At 66.4% G+C, this 19467-nt stretch carries 18 protein-coding genes; 12 read left to right on the top strand and 6 right to left on the bottom strand.

The genetic code is table 11. The features are described 5' to 3' along the window. The first annotated feature begins 16 nt into the window (after nucleotides 1–16). From CEJ42_RS10525 to CEJ42_RS10500, 6 genes are all read left to right on the top strand, one after another. Entirely contained in the window at nucleotides 17–898 is an 882-nt protein-coding gene (locus CEJ42_RS10525; RefSeq protein ID WP_420809796.1) for a transporter substrate-binding domain-containing protein, read from the top strand. A 37-nt stretch (nucleotides 899–935) separates the two neighbouring features. Then, nucleotides 936–1511: a carboxymuconolactone decarboxylase family protein gene (locus tag CEJ42_RS10520; RefSeq protein WP_079216562.1), complete on the top strand. Its 576-nt coding sequence runs from the start codon at nucleotides 936–938 to the stop codon at nucleotides 1509–1511. A gap of 41 nt (nucleotides 1512–1552) precedes the next feature. After that, complete coding sequence (locus CEJ42_RS10515) at nucleotides 1553–2278, top strand: amino acid ABC transporter permease (RefSeq protein WP_088750997.1); 726 nt, start codon at nucleotides 1553–1555, stop codon at nucleotides 2276–2278. 11 nt (nucleotides 2279–2289) lie between these two features. Continuing rightward, on the top strand, nucleotides 2290–2973 hold the full coding sequence (gene gltK, locus CEJ42_RS10510; RefSeq protein WP_079216558.1) for a glutamate/aspartate ABC transporter permease GltK: 684 nt from the start codon (nucleotides 2290–2292) through the stop codon (nucleotides 2971–2973). Further along, nucleotides 2970–3704 carry an amino acid ABC transporter ATP-binding protein gene (locus CEJ42_RS10505; protein ID WP_088750995.1) on the top strand — a complete coding sequence of 245 codons (735 nt, stop codon included), beginning with the start codon at nucleotides 2970–2972 and terminating at the stop codon, nucleotides 3702–3704. The genes gltK and CEJ42_RS10505 overlap by 4 nt, the downstream gene beginning before the upstream one ends. A 178-nt stretch (nucleotides 3705–3882) precedes the next feature. After that, nucleotides 3883–5721 (top strand): hypothetical protein, encoded by a 1839-nt coding sequence (locus tag CEJ42_RS10500; RefSeq protein ID WP_088750994.1) that lies wholly within the window; start codon nucleotides 3883–3885, stop codon nucleotides 5719–5721. Between the two features lie 12 nt (nucleotides 5722–5733). Here CEJ42_RS10500 and CEJ42_RS10495 read toward each other — a convergent pair whose 3' ends face one another. Further along, on the bottom strand, nucleotides 5734–6819 hold the full coding sequence (locus CEJ42_RS10495; RefSeq protein WP_079216552.1) for a LacI family DNA-binding transcriptional regulator: 1086 nt from the start codon (nucleotides 6817–6819) through the stop codon (nucleotides 5734–5736). 252 nt (nucleotides 6820–7071) lie between these two features. On the opposite strand from CEJ42_RS10495, the gene CEJ42_RS10490 reads away from it, so the two are divergent. Genes CEJ42_RS10490 through CEJ42_RS10475 form a run of 4 tightly spaced genes read left to right on the top strand, consistent with a single transcriptional unit; the run spans nucleotide 7072 to nucleotide 11332 of the window. Next, a complete protein-coding gene (locus CEJ42_RS10490; protein ID WP_079216551.1) occupies nucleotides 7072–8109 on the top strand; it encodes a TRAP transporter substrate-binding protein in 1038 nt (345 codons plus the stop codon). Nucleotides 8110–8131: 22 nt separating this feature from the next. Next, nucleotides 8132–8671, top strand: coding sequence for a VOC family protein (locus tag CEJ42_RS10485; RefSeq protein ID WP_088750992.1), 540 nt, complete (start codon nucleotides 8132–8134; stop codon nucleotides 8669–8671). An 8-nt stretch (nucleotides 8672–8679) separates the two neighbouring features. After that, nucleotides 8680–9969, top strand: coding sequence for a ribulose-bisphosphate carboxylase large subunit family protein (locus CEJ42_RS10480; RefSeq protein WP_088751163.1), 1290 nt, complete (start codon nucleotides 8680–8682; stop codon nucleotides 9967–9969). Between the two features lie 7 nt (nucleotides 9970–9976). Next, a complete protein-coding gene (locus tag CEJ42_RS10475) occupies nucleotides 9977–11332 on the top strand; it encodes a four-carbon acid sugar kinase family protein (RefSeq protein ID WP_088750990.1) in 1356 nt (451 codons plus the stop codon). 6 nt (nucleotides 11333–11338) lie between these two features. On the opposite strand, the gene CEJ42_RS10470 is transcribed toward CEJ42_RS10475, so the two are convergent. Both CEJ42_RS10470 and CEJ42_RS10465 read right to left on the bottom strand, forming a co-directional pair. Continuing rightward, on the bottom strand, nucleotides 11339–12985 hold the full coding sequence (locus CEJ42_RS10470; RefSeq protein WP_088750988.1) for a methyl-accepting chemotaxis protein: 1647 nt from the start codon (nucleotides 12983–12985) through the stop codon (nucleotides 11339–11341). A gap of 333 nt (nucleotides 12986–13318) precedes the next feature. Continuing rightward, entirely contained in the window at nucleotides 13319–14971 is a 1653-nt protein-coding gene (locus tag CEJ42_RS10465) for an isovaleryl-CoA dehydrogenase (RefSeq protein ID WP_088750986.1), read from the bottom strand. A 233-nt stretch (nucleotides 14972–15204) separates the two neighbouring features. Between CEJ42_RS10465 and cysM the strand changes: the two genes are divergently transcribed. Continuing rightward, nucleotides 15205–16107: a cysteine synthase CysM gene (gene cysM, locus CEJ42_RS10460; protein ID WP_079216546.1), complete on the top strand. Its 903-nt coding sequence runs from the start codon at nucleotides 15205–15207 to the stop codon at nucleotides 16105–16107. A 103-nt stretch (nucleotides 16108–16210) separates the two neighbouring features. Here the strand turns inward: cysM and CEJ42_RS10455 are convergent, their stop codons facing one another. Further along, a complete protein-coding gene (locus CEJ42_RS10455; RefSeq protein WP_079216545.1) occupies nucleotides 16211–16558 on the bottom strand; it encodes a hypothetical protein in 348 nt (115 codons plus the stop codon). 340 nt (nucleotides 16559–16898) lie between these two features. Continuing rightward, on the bottom strand, nucleotides 16899–17477 hold the full coding sequence (locus tag CEJ42_RS10450) for a DUF1415 domain-containing protein (protein ID WP_207760412.1): 579 nt from the start codon (nucleotides 17475–17477) through the stop codon (nucleotides 16899–16901). A gap of 108 nt (nucleotides 17478–17585) precedes the next feature. Here CEJ42_RS10450 and CEJ42_RS10445 point away from each other — a divergent pair, with 108 nt between their 5' ends. Next, the gene (locus tag CEJ42_RS10445) at nucleotides 17586–18128 is read left to right on the top strand and encodes a YaeQ family protein (RefSeq protein WP_079216541.1); all 543 of its coding nucleotides are present in this window, start codon (nucleotides 17586–17588) and stop codon (nucleotides 18126–18128) included. A 168-nt stretch (nucleotides 18129–18296) separates the two neighbouring features. Here the strand turns inward: CEJ42_RS10445 and CEJ42_RS10440 are convergent, their stop codons facing one another. Next, nucleotides 18297–19463 carry a phosphotransferase enzyme family protein gene (locus CEJ42_RS10440; protein WP_088750983.1) on the bottom strand — a complete coding sequence of 389 codons (1167 nt, stop codon included), beginning with the start codon at nucleotides 19461–19463 and terminating at the stop codon, nucleotides 18297–18299. Nucleotides 19464–19467: the final 4 nt, after the last annotated feature.

The following is a 19467-nucleotide window of genomic DNA, read 5'->3' as shown; positions in this document are numbered from 1 at the left end:
GGCCGCACCGGCCGCCATGCTGTCCGTACTGTTGGCCGCACTGCCGATGCAGGCGCGCGCCGCCGATCCCGCGCTGGGCGCGACGCTGGGCAAGATCAAGGATGCCAACCTGATCGCCATCGGCCACCGCACCAGCTCCATTCCGTTCTCCTACTACGACGAGAACCAGCAGGTGATCGGCTATTCGCAGGACCTGTGCAACAAGGTGATCGACGCCGTGAAGGCGAAACTGGGCACGCCGAAACTGGAAGTGCGCATGGTCCCCGTGACCTCGCAGAACCGCACGCCGCTGCTGCAGAACGGCACCATCGACCTCGAGTGCGGCGTCACCAGCAACCTGAAGAATCGCTGGCAACAGGTGTCCTTCGCCACCAACTTCTTCGTCGCCAGCAGCCGCATCCTGACCAAGCGCGACAGCGGCATCAAGGACTTCCCCGACCTGGCAGGCAAGGCCGTGGTGACCAATGCCGGCACCACCTCCGAGCAGCTGCTGCGCAACCTGAACGAACATCGCAAGATGAACATGCAGATCCAGAGCGCCAAGGACTACGGCGAGGCGTTCCTGATCCTGCAGTCGGGCCGCGTGGCCGCCTACGTGATGGACGACGTGCTGCTGGCCGGCGCGCGCACCACCGCGCAAAAGCCCAACGACTGGGTGCTGACCGGCAACCCGTTCGGCGCCGAGCCCTACGCCTTCATGGTGCGCAAGGATGACCCGCAGTTCAAGCAACTGGTCGACGATACCCTGTCCGGCCTGATGAAGAGCGGCGAGATCCGGAAGATCTACGCCAAGTGGTTCACCTTCCCGATTCCGCCCAAGAACGTGAGCTTCAACTTCCCGATGTCGGAGACGGTGTCCAAGCTGTACGCCGCGCCCAGCGACAAGCCCATGGATTGAGCGACACTGTCGCTTTGACATCGTCCAGGAGAGTGCAATGACCCAGCCCAGCCGCTTGCCCGCCATCACCCGCGAGCAGATGACGCCCGACCAGACCGCCATGCTCGACGCCATCCTGGCCGGGCCGCGCAAGAACCTCAACGGACCCTTCGTGGCCTGGATCCACAGCCCGCGGCTGGGCGAGCTGGCGCAGACGCTGGGCGCGTTCTGCCGCTACGACACCGGCCTGCCGCTGCGGCTGTCGGAGCTGGCGATCCTGGCGACCGCCGTCGCCTGGCAGTCGCAGGCCGAGTGGCACATCCACCTGCCCATCGCGATCGACGCGGGTTTGCCGGCCGACGTGGCCGAACAGATCCGCCAGGGCGCCACGCCCGTCTTCGCGCAGCGCGACGAGCATGTGGTCTGGCATTTCGCCACCGAGCTCTACCGCAACCGGCGCGTGTCGGATGCGACCTATGCCGAGGCCTGCGCGATGTTCGGCCTGCCGGTGGTGGTCAACCTGGTCGGGCTGCTGGGCTACTACGCGCTGGTGGCGATGACCTTGAACACCTTTGGCATGCGCGCCGAAGGGCAGGGCGAGGGCGAGCTGCCCTTCGCCGAGCCGGCGGCCTGAGGCGGCCGCTCCGGATACGGAAACAGGAACAGGAAACAAACATGGCATACCAATGGCAATGGTCGGTATTCCTGCAGGCGCCCAGCGTCGGGCAGACCTACCTCGACTGGCTGCTGTCCGGCTTGGGCGTGACGGTGGCGCTGGGCCTGGCGTCGTGGATCATCGCGCTGCTGCTGGGCATCCTGCTGGGCATCATGCGCACACTGCCCAATCGCGTGCTGTCGGGCCTTGCGGCCTGCTATGTGGAACTGTTCCGCAACGTACCGCTGCTGGTGCAGATCTTCATCTGGTATTTCGCCATGCCCGAGCTGCTGCCCGGCGGCGACGCCGTCAAGGCCATGCCGCCGATGGCGCAGCAGTTCCTGATGGCCATGCTGTGCCTGGGCATGTTCACCGCGGCGCGCGTGTGCGAGCAGGTGCGCTCGGGCATCGAGTCGCTGCCGCGCGGCCAGAGGGGCGCGGGGCTTGCCCTGGGCCTGACGCTGGGCCAGACCTATCGGCTGGTGCTGCTGCCCATGGCCATGCGCATCGTGCTGCCGCCGCTGACGTCCGAGTTCCTCAACATCTTCAAGAACTCCGCCGTGGCGTCCACCATCGGCCTGCTGGAACTGGCCGCCCAGGGGCGCCAGCTGGTGGACTACACCGCGCAGCCGTATGAGGCTTTCATCGCCGTCACGCTGGCCTACATGCTGATCAACATCACCGTCATGGCGGGCATGCGCCTGCTCGAACACAAGACCAGCCTGCCCGGCATGGCCGGCAAATAAGGGGAACCGCCATGGCCTACGAATTCGACTTCAGCGCCGTCACGCCCGCTGCCATCAAGGTGCTGGGCGAGGGCATGCTGGTTTCGCTGAAGATCACGCTGGTGGCGATCGTCTTCGGCATGGTGTGGGGCACGCTGCTGGCCATGATGCGGCTGTCGCGCCACCGGCCGCTGCAATGGTTCGCCGCCGGCTACGTCAACATCTTCCGGTCCATCCCGCTGGTGATGGTGCTGCTGTGGTTCTTCCTGATCGTGCCGCAGCTGCTGCAAAAGGTGTTCGGCCTGTCGCCGGCCAACGACCTGCGCATGACGTCGGCGCTGGTGGCGTTCGCGCTGTTCGAGGCCGCCTACTACGCCGAGATCATCCGCGCCGGCATCAACAGCGTGGCGCGCGGCCAGATCGCCGCCGCCTATGCGCTGGGCCTGACCTATCCGCAGGCCATGGGCATGGTGGTGCTGCCGCAGGCCTTCCGCAACATGGTGCCGCTGCTGCTCACGCAAGGCATCGTGCTGTTCCAGGACACTTCGCTGGTCTATGTCAGCGCGCTGGCCGATTTCTTCGGGCGCGCCTACAGCATCGGCGAGCGCAACGGCCGCATCATCGAACTGCTGTTCGTGGCCGGCGCGGTGTATTTCATCATCTGCTTTTCCATGTCGCTCATGGTCAAGCGCTACCGAAAGAAAGTCGCGGCATGATCAGGCTGGAAAACGTCTCCAAATACTATGGCTCCTTCAAGGTGCTGTCCGATTGCAGCGCCTCCATCGGCAAGGGCGAGGTGGTGGTCGTCTGCGGGCCGTCCGGCTCGGGCAAGTCGACCCTGATCAAGACCATCAACGCGCTCGAGCCGATCCAGCAAGGCAGCATCACGGTGGACGGCATCCAGGTCAACGACCGCGCGACCAACCTGCCCAGGCTGCGCTCGCGGGTGGGCATGGTGTTCCAGCATTTCGAGCTGTTCCCGCACCTGTCCATCGCCGACAACCTGGCGCTGGCGCAGATCAAGGTGCTCGCGCGCGGCAAGGAGCAGGCGCATGCGCACGGCATGAAGTATCTGGAGCGGGTGGGCCTGAAGGCGCATGCGGCCAAGTACCCCGGCCAGCTCTCCGGCGGCCAGCAGCAGCGCGTGGCGATCGCCCGCGCGCTGGCCATGGATCCGATCTGCATGCTGTTCGACGAGCCGACCTCGGCGCTCGATCCGGAGATGGTCAACGAGGTGCTGGACGTGATGGTGGAACTGGCGCAGGAAGGCATGACCATGGTCTGCGTGACGCACGAGATGGGCTTCGCGCGCAAGGTGGCGCATCGCGTCATCTTCATGGACCAGGGCAGCATCGTCGAAGACCGCAGCAAGGACGATTTCTTCGGCGGCGGCAGCGGCCATTCGGAGCGCAGCCGGCAGTTCCTCTCCAAGATCCTGTCGCACTGAAGTCCGTCGGCGAGACGGCTTGTTCCGATACGCTTCGGATCGAAAATTCCCAATGGAAACAAAGACTTGGGAATGTTTGAAAAATCGCAAATAATTTGCCGGGCACGGCTTTTCAAGTGTAAAGATTGCCGCAGGTGAACCGTAATGAAGTCATGAGCTCCCGAAAAGGAGAATGGACATGGCCATCGAAACGGATATCGCGGTGGCGGCACGCGATGCGTTGTCGCTCTTTACCCAAACCTCTGCCAACAATGAAGGCGCCGGCGCATCAGCCGGCGCGCCGCCGGCCAACCCGGGCGCGCCCGAAGAGGGCGTCACGCTGACGCTGTCGGCCCAGGGCCGCATGCTGGCGGCCTTCGCCAGTATCGTCGACGGCGCCGCGGCCGATGCCGCCGACGCCTCGCAGGCGGCCGGCGCCGACCAGGACGGCAAGCTCGCCGCCAGCGAAACCAGCCACACCACCCAGATCAGGACGCTCGAGAGCTCGCTGCCGATCACCCGCGCCACGCTGTACGCCATCGAGGCGCGCCTGGTCGCCGCGCGCCGCGGCGCCGACGCCGTCGCCCGTGCCGACAGCGAGCTGCCGCCGTCGGACGATCCGGAACGCATCAGGCAGGCCAGGCAAGCCACCGAATCGCTCTACGGGCGTGCGCCCAATCCCTTTGCCGGGCTGTCGCGCGCCGAACTGTCGGCCATCGTCTACGACGAGAGCGGCGCCTATACCGTCAACGAGCGCTACGCCGCCGCCAACCAGCGCACCGAGGTGGACCAGAAATTCTGGGCGCCGGTGTTCCAGCGCGCCGTCGCCAGCGGCGACTGGCGCCCGGTGATCGAGGCCGCGCTGGTGTTCTACGCGGCGCTGTCGCCGCTGGAGCGCACCGCCTATCCGGCCAACTACGTGCAGCTGATGCAGCAATACCTGGAGCTGTACAACCTGCAGCCGCAAGCGCCGCTGCCGCCGCAACAGCAGGTCGACCTGGTGCGCATGATGGAGTCGCTGGTGCTGCCGTCTGGTCCGCTGGCGCTGGCCGGCGGCGTGATCCGCGGGCTGGTGCTGGTGCGCATGCCGTCGATGGCCGAACTGGTGGCCGCGGCGCCTCACCTGGCCGACATCCTGCAAGTCTCCAACCTGGCCCATAGCGTGCAGGACAGCGCCTACATGGTGCTGCTGCAGCGCGTGTTCGGCGTGTCGCGCCGCGAGGACGAGCCGGGCGTGGCGCGTCGCGCAGGCGCTTCGCCGGCGCGCGACTATCTCTCCTTCGGCGACCGCCGCTACCTGGCCGACGCCTATGCCTACGCCCAGTCGAACGGCATCGCGCAGGAAGAAGTCGACGCCCTGGCCGCCGACCTCGCCGCATACCGGCGCTCGCGCGCGGCCGGCGCCGGCCAGCGCGGCGCATCGTCGTCCCGGTCCGAGACATCCGGCATCGCGCCGCAGTACTACCGCATGGACCCGGTAGAAATGGTGGCCGCGCAGCGCATGCTTTCAAGCCGCGCCGCGCGCGACACGCATCTCGACCACGGCTTCCTCGCATGGCTGCTGGACCCCAGCGGCGGCGGCTGGAGCGACGGCGAACTGGTCGGGCACACGGTAGGTCTTTCCGCGCTGGAGAAACTGCTGGCGGGACTTGCCGGCGTCGGCGTGGAGGAACGCGCCGGCGAAGCGGACGAACTGGAATCCGCCTACCGCCACGCGCTGTACCGCCTGGGCCTGCAAGACGAGCCGCCCGAGGCGCGGCCCGTCGCCGCGCAGGCCGACGGCGCGCGCAACCTGACGCTGGCCGCACAGCTGGCGGCGCTGGCGCGTAGCGAGGCGGCCGACCTGGCCTTCATGAACAATGCGCTGATGCTGCTGCGGATGTACCGCTTCTCGCTGAAGATGAGCGACGTCGAGCAGCGCACGCTGGCCGAGCTGGTCTACTCCAGCCTGCGCAAGCGCCGCCCGCGTCCGCGCCGCGGCAAGCTGTTCCTGGCCTGGGCCGAACGCAGCCCGCTGATGCCGTCGATGCCGGGCTGATGCAGGGAAGGATCAGGGCAGGTTCTCGCGCAGGATCACGCTGATCCGCACCGCCTCCACGCCCGCCAGGGCGTCGCGCCGCTCGCGCAGATTGCCGAAGATGCGCACGCAGTTCATGATCATGTTCTGCGGATGCTGGGTCAGCACTGCGTCCATGGTGCCGTCGATGAGCAGGCCGCGCGTGTCGGGCGTGAGGCCGTGGCCGATGAAGACCACCTTCTGGTCGCGCCCGCTTTCCTTCAATGCCCGCCCCACGCCGTCGGAGGCGCCGCCGATGTTGTACATGCCGGCCAGGTCCGGGTACTGCTCCAGCAGGATGCGCGCCTGCTTGTAGTTGGTGTCGGCGTCGTCGTGCCCCTCGCGCAGTCCCACCACCTGCACCTGCGGGCAGATCTCCTCCAGCGCATGCTGGAACCCCATCTCCCTTTCCTCGTGGCCGCGGTAGCTGAGGCTGCCGGCGATCATGGCGATCTTGCCGGGCTTCCTGCCGGGGCCGGGATGGGTGACGTCGCGGTCGAGGAAGCGCGCCAGCAGGTAGCCGGCGGTGCGGCCGGCGGCGCGGTTGTCCATGCCGACATAGGCGGCGCGGCGCGAATTGGAGAGGTCGGAAATCAGCGTCACCACATGCACGCCTTCTTCGGCCAGCGTGTTGACCGCCTCGCGCACCAGCGGATGCTCCAGCGCCATGAAGGCCACGCCGTCGGCCTGGCGGCCGTAGTGCAGCAGGCGCTGCGCCAGCACGCGTGGGTTGAAGCCTTCGATGTGGTGATACTTGCAGCGTACGTTGAAGGGCGCCAGGTGGTCCTCGGCGAAACCGATGTAGTCGCCCAGCATCTGCATGTAGCGGTTGCTGCGCGGCGGCAGCAGGAACACCAGCTGCATCGGGCGCGGGCGCATGGCCTTGTAGAGGTCGGACTCGGGCAGGTAGTCGAGCGCGGCGGCGGCCTTCATCACCTTTTGCAAGGTGGCCGCGCGCACGCCGGGACGGCCGTTGAGCACACGGTCGACGGTGGCGGTGGAGACGCCGGCGGCGGCCGCGATGTCGGTCACGCGGGCGCGGGCATTGGCGGGAGGAGTCTTGCTTTTCTTGTCTGGCATGGCCTGTCTGCTGAAGTCGGTTAAACCATCAAAAACCATCAAGAAACGGCTTTGACCGGTCGGATCCGGCGGCGATATTCTGCCCCTTGATCCAGGTTTGAGGCGACAGTCAAGGCATGTGGCGTGCCGTCAAAGTCTAAATCAAATCGAATCAGAAAACATCATCAGCAAGGCCGCGCCGGCGTCGCCGGGGAGAGGCCGTAAAGCGACGCGCGAGCCGCCGCACATAACACCAATCATTGGGAGACGACGATGAAGCAACCGGGTGACAAGATTTCCAGCCGCCGCGATTTCCTGAAGAAGACGTCGCAGGCCTGCGCCGTGCTGGCCACAGGCCTGTACGGCACGCAGGCGCATGCCGCCGAATTCACGCTGAAGTACGCCAACAACCTGCCGATGTCGCACCCGATGAATGTGCGCGCCAAGGAAATGGCCGAGAAGATCGCCGCCGAATCCAAGGGTCGGGTGGAGCTGCAGGTCTATCCCAACGGCCAGCTCGGCACCGATACCGACATGCTGTCGCAGGTGCGCTCGGGCGCCATCGACTTCTTCACCATCTCGCCCGAGGTGCTGGGCACGCTGGTGTCGGCCGGCCAGATCAGCGGCGTCGGTTTCGCCTTCAAGGATTACGGCCAGGTGTGGGCCGCCATGGACGGCGAGCTGGGCGCCTACGTGCGCCGCGAGATTGCCGCCAAGACCGCGCTGTTCGCCTTCGAGAAATGCTGGGACAACGGCTACCGCCAGGTCACCACCAGCACCCGTCCGATCGCCAGGCCGGAAGACTTCAAGGGCATGAAGCTGCGCGTGCCGCCCAGCCCGCTGGCGACCTCGCTGTTCCGCGGCTTCGACGCCTCGCCCACCAGCATCAACTTCGCCGAGGTGTATTCGGCGCTGCAGACCAAGATCGTCGAAGGCCAGGAGAACCCGCTGGCGGTGATCTCCACCGTCAAGTTCTACGAGGTGCAGAAGTTCTGCTCGATGACCAACCACGTGTGGAGCGGCTTCTGGTTCATGGGCAACAAGAAGTCCTTCGAGCGCATGCCCAAGGAGCTGCAGGAGATCGTCACGCGCAACATCAACGAGGCGGGCCTGAAGCAGCGCGTGGATGTGAAGGCGCTCAACGATTCGCTGGTGGCCGACATGAAGGCCAAGGGGCTGCAGTTCAACGAGATCGACAATGCCGCCTTCCGCGCCAAGCTGCGCAGCGCCGGCTTCTACGCCGAGTGGCACAAGAAGTTCGGCGACGAGGCCTGGGCGCTGCTGGAAAAGTACACCGGCAAGCTGGCCTGAACGACACAGACAAAGGAAAAACATGAGCCGCTTTCTCGGAGAAATCAAGCAGCTGGGCTACGTCGTGGCCGACATCGAAGCCGCGATGAAGTACTGGACCGAGGTGCTGGGCGTGGGCCCGTTCTACTACATGGAACGGGTGCCGCTGCAGAACTACCGTTACAAGGGCCAGCCCTACGAAATCCACAACTCGGTGGCGCTGGCCAACTCGGGCGGCGTGCAGGTGGAGCTGATCCAGGCGCGCAGCGACACGCCGTCGATGTACCGCGACTTCATGAAGAACGGCCAGACCGGGCTGCAGCATGTGGCCTACTGGACCGAGGACTTCGATCGCGATCTGGCGCTGCTGCAGGCGCGCGGCTGGAAGGTGGGCATGAGCGGCGAGGTCGGCGAGCGCGGGCGCTTCGTCTACTTCGAGACCGAATACCACCCCGGCACCGTGATCGAGCTGTCGGAAGTGGCCGGTCCCAAGGGCCGTGTCTTTCGCATCATCCGCGAGTCCTCCGAAGGTTGGGACGGCAGCGATCCGGTGCGCGCCTTCCCCGACCTGAGCAAGCTGTGAGCATGGCCATGGGACCCGCGATCCTGCCGGCCGACGGCAGCCGTTTCAGCGCCGACTACCTGATCGAGACGCCGCTGGATCCCTCGGCGGTGGCCGAGGTCATGGCCGGCGAGCAGTCCTGCGGCACCTTCGTGCGCGTGGCAGGCGAGACCGACCAGTTGCGCCAACGGGCGCGCGCGGTGGTGGAAGCCATCGACGAGCTCGACGGCGTGGCCGAGCCCAGCCTGCCCAACGCCTGGCAGCAGCGCCAGAACATGGGCGGCCCGTATCGCCGCGCCCGCATCCGGATCTCCTTCCCGGTCGAGAACGTCGGCCCCAACCTGCCGACGCTGGCGGCCACGGTGGCCGGCAACCTGTTCGACCTGGGCGAGGTGACCGGCCTGCGCCTGCTGGATGTGACGCTGCCGGCGTCCTACCGCCGCCGCTTCGACCTGCCGCGCCAGGGCATCGCCGGCACGCGCAAGCTGGCCGGCGTGGCCGACGCGCCGCTGCTGGGCACCATCATCAAGCCCAACGTCGGCCTGACGCCGGAAGAGACGGGCGAGCTGGTGGGGTGCCTGTGCGAGGCCGGCGTCGATTTCATCAAGGACGACGAGGTCTGCGCCAATCCCTCGCATGCGCCGCTGGAACAGCGCGTGCGTTCGGTCATGAAGCGCGTGCGCGCCTGGCGCGAGAAGAGCGGGCGCAACGTGATGGTCGCCTTCAACATCAGCGACGACCTGGACAGCATGCGTCGCCACGCCGAACTGGTCGAGCGCGAAGGCGGAAGCTGCGTCATGGTGAGCCTGAACTGGTGCGGCTACTCGGCCGTCCAGAGCCTGCGCCGCAGCACCTCGCTGGCGCTGCACGGCCACCGCAACGGTTTCGGCATGATGTCGCGCGAGCCGCTGCTGGGCATGTCCTATCCGGCCTACCAGGCGCTGTGGCGGCTGGCCGGGGTCGACCATCTGCATGTGCATGGGCTCAACGGCAAGTTCTCCGAGTTCAACGACGAGGTGATCGCTTCGGCGCGCGCCTGCCTGAGCGAGATGTCGGAGGGCGACGCGGCGATGCCGGTGTTTTCCAACGGCCAGTGGGCGGGCACGGTGCGGCCCACCTTCGATGCCATCAACAGCAGCGACGTGATCTTCCTCTCCGGCGGCGGCATCCTGGCGCATCCGGACGGCGCGGCCGCCGGCGTGGCCAGCTTGCGCCAGGCGTGGGATGCGGCGCGCGCCGGCATCGCGCTGGAGGAGTACGCGAAGGATGCGCCCGAACTGCGGCGCGCCATCGCCTTCTACGGCGCCCGGTTGAAGTGATGCGCTGATGCAGGCTTTCCTCGACGGCCGGCCCAAGATCGCCTTCTATGGCGACGACTTCACCGGCGCCACCGACACCCTGGCCACGGCGACGCTGGCCGGCCTGCGCAGCCTGCTGTTCCTGCGCGTGCCGGACGCCGCGCAATTGCGCGCGGCCGGCCACCTGGACTGCCTGGGCATCGCCGGCGCCGCGCGCTCGATGGATCCGGCGCAGATGCGCGCCGAGCTGGAGCCGGTATCGGCTTTCTTCTCCGGCCTGCGTGCGCCGGTCACGCATTACAAGATCTGCTCCACCTTCGACAGCGCGCCGGAGATCGGCAGCATCGGCGCGGCCGTGCGCATCTGGCGCGCGCGCATCCGCAATCCTTTCGTGCCGGTGGTCGGCGGCCAGCCCAACCTGCGCCGCTATTGCCTGTTCAGCCATCTGCATGCGGCCGAGAAAGCCGGCGGCGACGTGGTGCGCATCGACCGTCATCCGACCATGAGCCGCCACCCGGTCACGCCGATGGACGAGTCGGACATGCGCGTGCACCTGGCCCGGCAGGGGCTACGCGCAGCCGGCGTGCATTACCCTTTGTACGCCGACGCCCCGGCGCTGGCGGCGCGCATCGACGCGCTGCTCGACGCCGGGCACGAGGCCTTGCTGTTCGACGTGGCCGGCGAAGCCGACCTGGCCGCCATCGGCCGCTCGATATGGACGCGGGCGCTCGAGCGCGATCTGCTGGCCGTGGGCGCCAGCAGCGTGGTGCAAAGCCTGGCGGCCTGGTGGCGCAGCCAGGGCTGGCTGGCGCCCGCGCCGGTCGAGCCGGATGTCAACCCGGATGGCGGGCCTTATGCCATTGCAGCAGCGCAAGGCGCGGTGTTCGCGCTGGCCGGCAGCCTGTCGCCGATCACGGCGCTGCAGGTCGGCGCGGCCTCGTCCTACGACAAGATCCTGCTGGACCCGGCCCGCCTGGTGGGCGGCGACGCGGATTATCTCCAGACCGCCGTCGCCTGTATCGCCGCGGGCCTGCGCGCCGGCCGCCACACGCTGGCCTGCACCGCCGCGCATGAGGGCGAGCGGCAATTGCTGTCCGACGCCGGCGCCGCGCAACGCCTGGCCATGGCATGCGGCGAGCTGCTGCGGCGCGTGCTGCAGGCGGCGCCCTTGTCGCGCGTGGGCGTGGCGGGCGGTGACACGTCCAGCCATGCCCTGAAGGCGCTGGATATCTGGGGCTTGTCCTATCGCGGCAATCTGGCGCCGGGCGTGGCGCTCTGCCGCGCGCATGCCGGCGCCGCGCATCTGGACGGCCTGGAGATCATGCTCAAGGGCGGCCAGATGGGGCCGGCGGAGTTGTTCGAGCTGCTGGTGCGCGGCGTCTGACCGGCCTCACGTCGTGGGCAGCAGCGGAGGATTGCGACGGCCGCGATAGCCGGCAGGCGTCAACGGCGTCTCCTGCATCGCGGCGGTGGCGCCATGTTCGACCGGCAGCCTGAACACGCCCACCATCTGCGCCAGCTTCTGCGCCTGCTCCAGCAACGACTGCGAAGCGGCGGCGGCTTCTTCCACCAGCGCCGCGTTCTGCTGCGTCACTTGGTCCATCTGCACTACCGCCTGGTTGACCTGTTCGATGCCGGTGCGCTGTTCGTCGCTGGCCATGCTGATGTCTCCGATCATGTGGCCGACCCGGTGCACGCTGTCGACCACCTTGCTCATGGTCTGGCCGGCCTCGTTGACCAGGCGGCTGCCCGATTGCACCTTCTCCACCGAATCGCCGATCAGCTGCTTGATTTCCTTGGCGGCCGAGGCCGAGCGCTGCGCCAGCGAGCGCACCTCGGAGGCGACCACGGCAAAGCCGCGTCCCTGTTCGCCGGCGCGCGCCGCCTCCACCGCGGCATTGAGCGCGAGGATATTGGTCTGGAAGGCGATGCCGTCGATCACGCCGATGATGTCGACGATGCGCCGCGACGATTCGTTGATCGCTTCCATGGTCTGCACCGCGCTGTTGACCACGGCGCCGCCGGTGCCGGCGACGTCGGTGGCTTCCTGCGCCATGCGGTCGGCCTCGCGCGCGTTGGTGGTGTTCTGCTGCACCGTCGAAGTCAGTTCTTCCATCGACGAGGCGGTCTGTTCCAGCGAGGCCGCCTGCTCCTCGGTGCGGGCCGAGAGCTCCAGGTTGCCGCTGGAGATTTCGGATGAGGCGGTGGCGATGGTGTCGGTGCCCTGGCGCACACCGGTGACGATGCGCACCAGGCCGTCGTTCATGTCCTTGAGCGCGCCGATCAGCTGGCCGGTCTCATCCTTCGAGGCCACCACGATGCGCGTGCTGAGGTCGCCGTCGGCCACCTTGCGCGCAAGGGCGATGGCCTGCGCCAGCGGCCGCGTGATGTTGCGCGAGAGCCAGAGCGCCAGCATCGCCGCCAGCGCGATGGCGATCAGGCCGCCGCCGATCAGCGTGGCCGCCGTCAGCGTCTGCAGCGCCGCCGCGTCTTTGGCGCGCTGCTCCAGCAGCGAGCTCTCCGCCGTGTCGATCTGGGCGATGACGGCGCGCATGCCGTCCATCTCCGCCTTGCCGCGGCCGGCCTGCTCGAAGGCGACCGCATCCTGCACCGGCCGGCTGCCGTCGCGCACCGCGCGCCGCAGCGCCAGCGCCGGCTCGATGGCGTTGGCCATCCAGCGCTGCTGGGCTTCGGACAGCTTGCGCAGGCGGTCCTGCTGGGCGGCATTGTCGGCCGTGAGCTCGCGCGCCTTGTTGAGATGTTCGGCGAAGCTCTTCACGCCGGCATTGAGCGGCTCCAGCGAGGCGTCGGCGCCGGTCAGCGAAAAGCCGCGCTGGCCGGATTCGATGTTGAGCAGGCTCTCCAGCACGCCCTTGACCTCATCGCGCACGACGTAGGTGTGGGTGTTCCATTCGTTGGCGGTGCTCAGGCGCTTGAAGTTGACGGACGCGACCGATACCAGGATCACAAGTATCGCCGCGACCATGCCGAAGCCGATGTACAGGCGGGAGCCGATCTTCAGGTCGGTGAGTTTCATGGCGGTCTGGCCTCCGTTGGCAAGGAGCAAACAAACACGGGAAATGCGAAGAAGCGGAAAAACCCGAAACGCAGGAAATGCCGGAAGGGAAACTGAACGGATGAGTCGCTAATGTATGTTATAGCGTAATTTTCAGTTTACTTCTTGTTGGTGTCGCAGGCGCGGTGAAAGTTCTGGAAGGCAGGCCGGGATTAAGACCAGGATTGAGGCCGGGAGATGCGCGGCCGTTGCCGTTCTTTCAACGCGGCGCGCGTGCGGATGAGTCGGGCGGATGTGCAATCGACAAGAAAGGGCGCAGCTTCGCGGCCGCGCCCGGGCCGAGTCAGGCGTAAGTCAGTGTGCCGGCCAGGCGCGCTGCAGGATGGCTTCTTGGGCGGTGACGGTGGCCGCGCCCAGCGTGCCGTAGACGCGCCCGCCGTCGGCCTCGCAGCGCCCGGCAAGAAAGGCGTCGGCACTGGCGGCCGGGGCGTGCGCCAGCATCAGCATGCCTTGCAACGCCAGCACCAGTTGCTGCACGAAGCGGCGCGCCAGCGCCTCGCGCCGGTCGGCCGGCGTCGCCAGCATCTGCCTGATGGCGTCCACGCGCGCGGCCAGCAGGGCGTGGCCGGCGGCCGCCTGTTCCAGCTGCGCCAGCAGCAGCGCGAAGCCCTGCGCCTCGCGTTCGACGGCGCGCAGCACGTCCAGGCACATCACGTTGCCCGAACCCTCCCAGATCGAGTTGACCGGCGCCTCGCGATACAGGCGCGCCATCGGCCCGGTCTCGACGTAGCCGTTGCCGCCCCAGACTTCCATGCATTCGCCGGTGAATTCCAGCGCGCGCTTGCAGATCCAGAACTTGGCGGCGGGCGTGACGATGCGTTTCCACGCGCGCTGCAGCGGATCGTCCGGGGCGTCGAAGGCGTGCGCCAGGCGCAGCATCAGCATGGTGGCGGCTTCGCTCTCCAGCGCCAGGTCGGCCAGCACGTTGCGCATCAGCGGCTGGTCGGCCAGGTGGCGGCCGAAGGCGCTGCGGTGGCGCGCGTGGTGGATGGCCTGCACCAGCGCCTGGCGCATCAGCGCGGCGCTGCCGATCACGCAGTCCAGCCGCGTGTGGTTGGCCATCTCGATGATGGTGGGAATGCCGCGGCCTTCCTCGCCGACCATGATGCCCATGGCTTCCTCGAACTCGACCTCGCTGCTGGCGTTGGAGCGGTTGCCCAGCTTGTCCTTGAGGCGCTGGATCAGGATGGGATTGCGCGCGCCTTCCGGCAGCCAGCGCGGCACGAAAAAGCAGGACAGGCCGTTCTCGGTGCGCGCCAGCATCAGGTGGGCGTCGCACATCGGCGCCGAGAAGAACCATTTGTGGCCCGACAGCAGGTAGGGCTGGCCGCGCCCGCCGTTGAGCGGATCCATCGGCATGGCGATGGAGGCGTTGCTGCGCACGTCGGAGCCGCCTTGCTTTTCGGTCATGCCCATGCCGATCAGGATGGAGCGCTTGTGCTGGATCGGCAGGTCGCGGCCGTCGTGCTCGCGCGCGTAGAGGCGCTCGCGCAGCTGCGCGAACAGCGCCGGCTCCTGCTGCAGCACCGGGATGGCGGCGAAGGTCATGGTGGTCGGGCACAGCGACCCGGCCTCGACCTGGCCATGCATGAAATAACCGGCCGCGCGCGCGGCGTGGGCGCCGTCGCCCGGCTGCATCCACGGCAGCGCATGCAGGCCCGCGCGGCGCAGCAACTCCAGCAGCGCATGCCAGGACGGGTGGAAATCGACCACGTCGATGCGGTGCCCGGTGCGGTCGTGGGTGCGCAGCTCGGGCGTGTGGCGGTTGGCCAGTTCGGCCAGCCCGATCACCTCGGCGCTGCCGAGCTCGGCGCCGTGGGCCGACAGCGCGCAGGCGTGCCAGCCGGCGCCTTCGCGCGCCACGCCTTCGGCCAGCGCGAGGTCGGTGGAAAAGAGGTTGTAGTCCTTCAGGTCGGGAACCTGGTTGACGATCTCATGGGTGTGCATGCTGTCTCCGTGGGCTTGCGCAGGGGGGGCGCGGCGTTTGTTGTTGTGTCGTTGCCGCCGCGCGCCTGTTGGTTCCGTCAGTGTATGCCATCGCCCGCTTTAAACGAATTGGCTATATCTATATAAGCATCTTGTTAGGTTGGCCTGCCTGCACATGATAAAGAGTCATATTAAAATGACCCTTTCGACCAAAGAACGATCCGAGCAACGATCGCGCAAGGAAAGCCAAAGAGATGTCCTACCCGACCATCGAATCAACCATCGGCAACACCCCGCTGATCCAGCTGCCGCGCATCGGCGGCGAAGAAGCCAAGCGCCGCAACAACATCATCCTGGGCAAGCTCGAGGGCAACAACCCGGCGGGTTCGGTCAAGGACCGCGCCGCCTACTCCATGATCACCCGCGCCGAGGCGCGCGGCCAGATCAAGCCGGGCGATACCCTGATCGAGGCCACCAGCGGCAACACCGGCATCGCGCTGGCGATGGTGGCCGCCATGCGCGGCTACAAGATGGTGCTGCTGATGCCGGAGAACCTGTCGGAAGAGCGCCGCCAGAGCATGGCCGCGTACGGCGCCAGGATCGTGCTCACGCCCAAGAGCGGCGGCATGGAATACGCGCGCGACCTGGCCGACCAGATGCAGAAGAACGGCGAGGGCCTGATCCTCGACCAGTTCGCCAATCCGGACAACCCGCTGGCTCACTACGAGACCACCGGCCCGGAAATCTGGCGCGACACCAAGGGCGCCATCACCCACTTCGTCAGCGCCATGGGCACCACCGGCACCATCATGGGCGTGTCGCAATACCTGAAGGAAAAGAACGAGGCGATCCAGATCGTCGGCGCCCAGCCGGAAGAAGGCTCATCCATTCCCGGCATCCGCAAATGGCCGGAAGCCTACCTGCCCAAGATCTTCGACAAGTCGCGCGTGGACCAGACCGAGTCGGTCAGCCAGGCCGATGCCGAAAACATGGCGCGCAAGCTGGCCGTGACCGAAGGCCTGTTCTGCGGCATTTCGGCCGCCGGCGCCTGCGAGGTCGCGGTGCGGCTGTCGCACCAGGTGGAGAACGCGACCATCGTCTTCGTGGTCTGCGACCGCGGCGACCGTTATCTGTCGACCGGGGTGTTCCCGGCCTGAGGCCGGCCAAAGCAAAGCCGCGCCGGACGGATCGCCGGGCGCGGCCTTGTGGCAGCAGGGATGTGCAGCACCAACGAAAAACGGAGCCAGAGGCTCCGTTTTCTTATTCTGCGCTGCCGGTGGCAGGAGCGCCTGCGGGGGCGCCTGGCTTCGGCTTGAATTGCTTGTCGCTGATGCGGAATTTTTCGCGGCGGTCGCCCATCAGTTCGCGCAGTTCGCGGATCGACAGTTCGCTCACCTCATGCATGCGGATCAGCAGCGACGCGCCCACCGGCAGGCGGCGGTGGCGGATCTTGCTGATCACCGGCGGCGCCACTTCCAGAGCGCGCGACAGGGCAGCGTCATTCTTCAGGTGGAGCTTCTCGATCAGCGCATCCAGCAGGTGGTTCGGATCGTAGTTGACTTGATCGGACATCAAGTTGGTTTCAGCAGTATCGGTGGTTGTAGTCATGATCGGGACGTTCCATTATGCAGATGTTTGTGAAGGCTTGAACTGCCTAAGCATTAATTGTTGGTAAAACTGCAAAACGCGACTAACTCTATCTGAGGCCAAGGCCCACGGCCTTATTTCTGCAAGATATCGACTAGCCCTATCAAAGAACGACTTCAAAACAGCGGCATGGAGTTCTCTGACCAGTGCGCTCAGATCCTATTCGTCATAGAACTAATTCTATGTCTATATAGAAATAATTGCACATTTTTCATGTGGTCAGAAAATTCTATTCCACAATAGTTGCAGAAACTCATTTTCGAATTTGTAACAGATATTAACAGGATTTTTTCGAGATTTGTTAGGCTTGTCTGTCTGACACGACAAATGGCAGTGCATTCCAGCCTGATAAGCCCAATTTCCGCAAGGTAGCCATGTTTTTCTCGAAAATTGCACTGGCGTCAGGGTAGGCGGCGACGGCCCGGTCGATGCTGTTTTCTCGCAACAGATGCAGGATGGGAAAAGGCGAACGGTTGCTGTAATTCTCGATGTCGTCGGGGCCGGCGTCGGCGAACTGGTATGCCGGGTGGAAACTGGCGATCTGCAGCTCCCCGTCCAGTTCGAGGCGTTCCAGGATGCGGTCGGCCCAGTCCAGGAAATCGTTGTATTCCAGAAAATCGGCTAATGCGAGCGGAATGATCAGCAGCGTGGTGTCGACCAGTTCCGGGTCGGCCTGGCTCAGCAGTGCGAGTTCCTGCTCCAGCTCCTGCGACAGCTCGTCCCATTCGCGGCCATGGCTGACCTTGTAGCGGATCTGTTTCTTGACGTGGACCGACTTGGCGAACGGACACAGGTTCAGGCCGATCACTGCCTGTTCCAGCCAGGCCTGGGTGAGGGCGACGACTTCTTCGTCGCTGCGGGTGGGGGATGCGTTGCTCATTCGCCATTGTCGCACGGCCGCCATGGCGCGCGACGCCGCGCGCCAGATCGGCTATGCTTGCGAACCTCGGCGGCGGCAGCCGCCCCTCGCATCTATCAAGAATTCTTCATGGCGCTCAAATCCACCATCTTCAAGGCCGAACTCCAGATCTCCGACATGGACCGGCACTATTACGAAAACCATGCGCTGACCATCGCGCGCCATCCGTCGGAGACCGACGAGCGCATGATGATCCGGGTGCTGGCCTTCGCCCTCAACGCCAGCGAGGCGCTGGCGTTCGGCAAGGGCTTGTCCGATGTGGACGAGCCCGACCTGTGGCAGAAGGACCTGACCGGCGCGGTGGACCTGTGGATCGAAGTCGGCCAGCCCGACGACCGCGCCATCCTCAAGGCGTGCGGCCGCTCCGAGCGGGTGGTGGTGTACAGCTACAGCAGCGTGTCCAACATCTGGTGGAACCAGACCGGCAGCCGCGTCGAGCGCGCCAAGAACCTCAAGGTCGTCAACATTCCTGCCGAGGCCAGCCAGGCACTGGCGGCGCTGGCCCAGCGCACCATGCAGCTGCAATGCACGATCCAGGACGGCCAGATCTGGCTGGGTGCCAATGAGAACATGGTGCTGGTGGAACCCGAGACCATCAAGGATTACGCCTGATCGCAAGGCAGGGTACTCGCCTGTCGTCAGGGTAGCGGCAGCGCCGGTTCCCGGACGATGGTTTTCATCCCTGGCTTGTCATTCCCGCGCAGGGCGGGGCCGGCGTTGCTCATCATGCCATCGCGGCAGCCGGATCGACGCCCGATCCGGCGCCCGGTGACCGTTCCCTTACTTCAAGGCATCCGCACGCCGGCGCAGGTGCGCCAGCAGCCGCTGGCCTTCCGGCGTATTGAACCAGGCCGCATGTCCCAGGAAATAGGCGTCGTAAGCCAGCGCGGCGTTCTGCTGCGAATGGGTGACGCCGTGGAAATAATCCAGCTCGGCCAGCGCGAACTCGGCGTGCACCAGCGGCAGCAAGGCCGCCAGCGCCTGCAGCCGGCGCGCCGACAGCGGCAGCAGCGAGCCGTAGCCGTCCAGCATCGCATCGAGCAGGTCGAGATGGATCAGCTGCTCCGCCCGATGCGGGATGGAGAGCCATTCGATCACGTTGCGCTCGATCGCCGTGGCGAGGTCGAACAGCGCGCAGGTGCGATTGGACAGGCCGAAGTCGAGCACGGTATGCGCTTGGGCTTGCGGCGTGGCGTCGCTCCACAGCAGGTTGGAGGCGTGCCAGTCATTGTGGGTCCACAGCGGGACCATTTCATCCAGGTAGGGTTTGAGCTTGTCGTGGAAGGGCAGCAGGTGCTGCGCCACTTCGCCGCGCCACGGCCGTTCGGCCAGGTAATCGGCGATCGCGGGGCGCTGCTCGATGTAGGCCTGCAGCGGGCGTACCGCGTCGTCCTGCGAGAAGATCGTGAAACTGGAAATCAGCGGCCGCGCCGCGCGCGCCGGCGCATCGAAGCCCTGCGCGGCCTGGTGCAGCCGCGCCAGCATGCGGCCGGCCGAATGCGCGTGCGCGCCGCTGGAAAACGGCGTCCACGACATGGCGTCGCGATACAAATCCACGCCCGGCGCCAGCCGGAACACTTCATAGGTCCAGTGCTCGTCGGCCAGCGCGCTGGCGCCTTCTGCGGTACGCAGCGCGGTGCTCACCGGCAGGCCGTTGCCATACAGATGCTCGACGAAGCGATGCTCCTCGGCCAGCGCGGCGACGTCGCGCACGCGCACGTGATGGCGCTTGATGAAGATCTCGCCGGCGTCGGTATGCATCACGCAGGCCGCCGAGAACGGCCGCGGGCTATGCCACTCCAGGCGCTGCGGCCGGCCGGCGTCGGGGTAGTGCTGCAGCACGCGCGCCACTTCCGCCGAGGTCAGCGCGGGCCAGTCGGAGATCACCGGCTCGGTGCCCATGCCGTGGCTGATGACGCGCGTGAGGTGATGCGAGGCCGCTTCCATGTCC

Source organism: Herbaspirillum robiniae, from assembly GCF_002213415.1.
In the GTDB taxonomy this organism is placed as follows: Bacteria; Pseudomonadota; Gammaproteobacteria; order Burkholderiales; family Burkholderiaceae_D; genus Herbaspirillum; species Herbaspirillum robiniae.
Note: the sequence above shows the minus strand (reverse complement) of the source record. Positions and strands in the feature narration are given on the sequence as shown.

What these genes read in the sequence shown, in the direction of transcription:
- CEJ42_RS10495 (WP_079216552.1), bottom strand. Translation starts at nt 6,819, where the DNA reads ATGCCAGACAAGAAAAGCAAGACTCCTCCCGCCAATGCCCGCGCCCGC.
- CEJ42_RS10490 (WP_079216551.1), top strand. Translation starts at nt 7,072, where the DNA reads ATGAAGCAACCGGGTGACAAGATTTCCAGCCGCCGCGATTTCCTGAAG.
- cysM (WP_079216546.1), top strand. Translation starts at nt 15,205, where the DNA reads ATGTCCTACCCGACCATCGAATCAACCATCGGCAACACCCCGCTGATC.
- CEJ42_RS10440 (WP_088750983.1), bottom strand. Translation starts at nt 19,463, where the DNA reads ATGGAAGCGGCCTCGCATCACCTCACGCGCGTCATCAGCCACGGCATG.
- CEJ42_RS10450 (WP_207760412.1), bottom strand. Translation starts at nt 17,477, where the DNA reads ATGAGCAACGCATCCCCCACCCGCAGCGACGAAGAAGTCGTCGCCCTC.
- CEJ42_RS10470 (WP_088750988.1), bottom strand. Translation starts at nt 12,985, where the DNA reads ATGAAACTCACCGACCTGAAGATCGGCTCCCGCCTGTACATCGGCTTC.
- CEJ42_RS10520 (WP_079216562.1), top strand. Translation starts at nt 936, where the DNA reads ATGACCCAGCCCAGCCGCTTGCCCGCCATCACCCGCGAGCAGATGACG.
- CEJ42_RS10465 (WP_088750986.1), bottom strand. Translation starts at nt 14,971, where the DNA reads ATGCACACCCATGAGATCGTCAACCAGGTTCCCGACCTGAAGGACTAC.
- gltK (WP_079216558.1), top strand. Translation starts at nt 2,290, where the DNA reads ATGGCCTACGAATTCGACTTCAGCGCCGTCACGCCCGCTGCCATCAAG.
- CEJ42_RS10505 (WP_088750995.1), top strand. Translation starts at nt 2,970, where the DNA reads ATGATCAGGCTGGAAAACGTCTCCAAATACTATGGCTCCTTCAAGGTG.
- CEJ42_RS10455 (WP_079216545.1), bottom strand. Translation starts at nt 16,558, where the DNA reads ATGACTACAACCACCGATACTGCTGAAACCAACTTGATGTCCGATCAA.
- CEJ42_RS10480 (WP_088751163.1), top strand. Translation starts at nt 8,680, where the DNA reads ATGGGACCCGCGATCCTGCCGGCCGACGGCAGCCGTTTCAGCGCCGAC.
- CEJ42_RS10500 (WP_088750994.1), top strand. Translation starts at nt 3,883, where the DNA reads ATGGCCATCGAAACGGATATCGCGGTGGCGGCACGCGATGCGTTGTCG.
- CEJ42_RS10515 (WP_088750997.1), top strand. Translation starts at nt 1,553, where the DNA reads ATGGCATACCAATGGCAATGGTCGGTATTCCTGCAGGCGCCCAGCGTC.
- CEJ42_RS10475 (WP_088750990.1), top strand. Translation starts at nt 9,977, where the DNA reads ATGCAGGCTTTCCTCGACGGCCGGCCCAAGATCGCCTTCTATGGCGAC.
- CEJ42_RS10485 (WP_088750992.1), top strand. Translation starts at nt 8,132, where the DNA reads ATGAGCCGCTTTCTCGGAGAAATCAAGCAGCTGGGCTACGTCGTGGCC.
- CEJ42_RS10525 (WP_420809796.1), top strand. Translation starts at nt 17, where the DNA reads ATGCTGTCCGTACTGTTGGCCGCACTGCCGATGCAGGCGCGCGCCGCC.
- CEJ42_RS10445 (WP_079216541.1), top strand. Translation starts at nt 17,586, where the DNA reads ATGGCGCTCAAATCCACCATCTTCAAGGCCGAACTCCAGATCTCCGAC.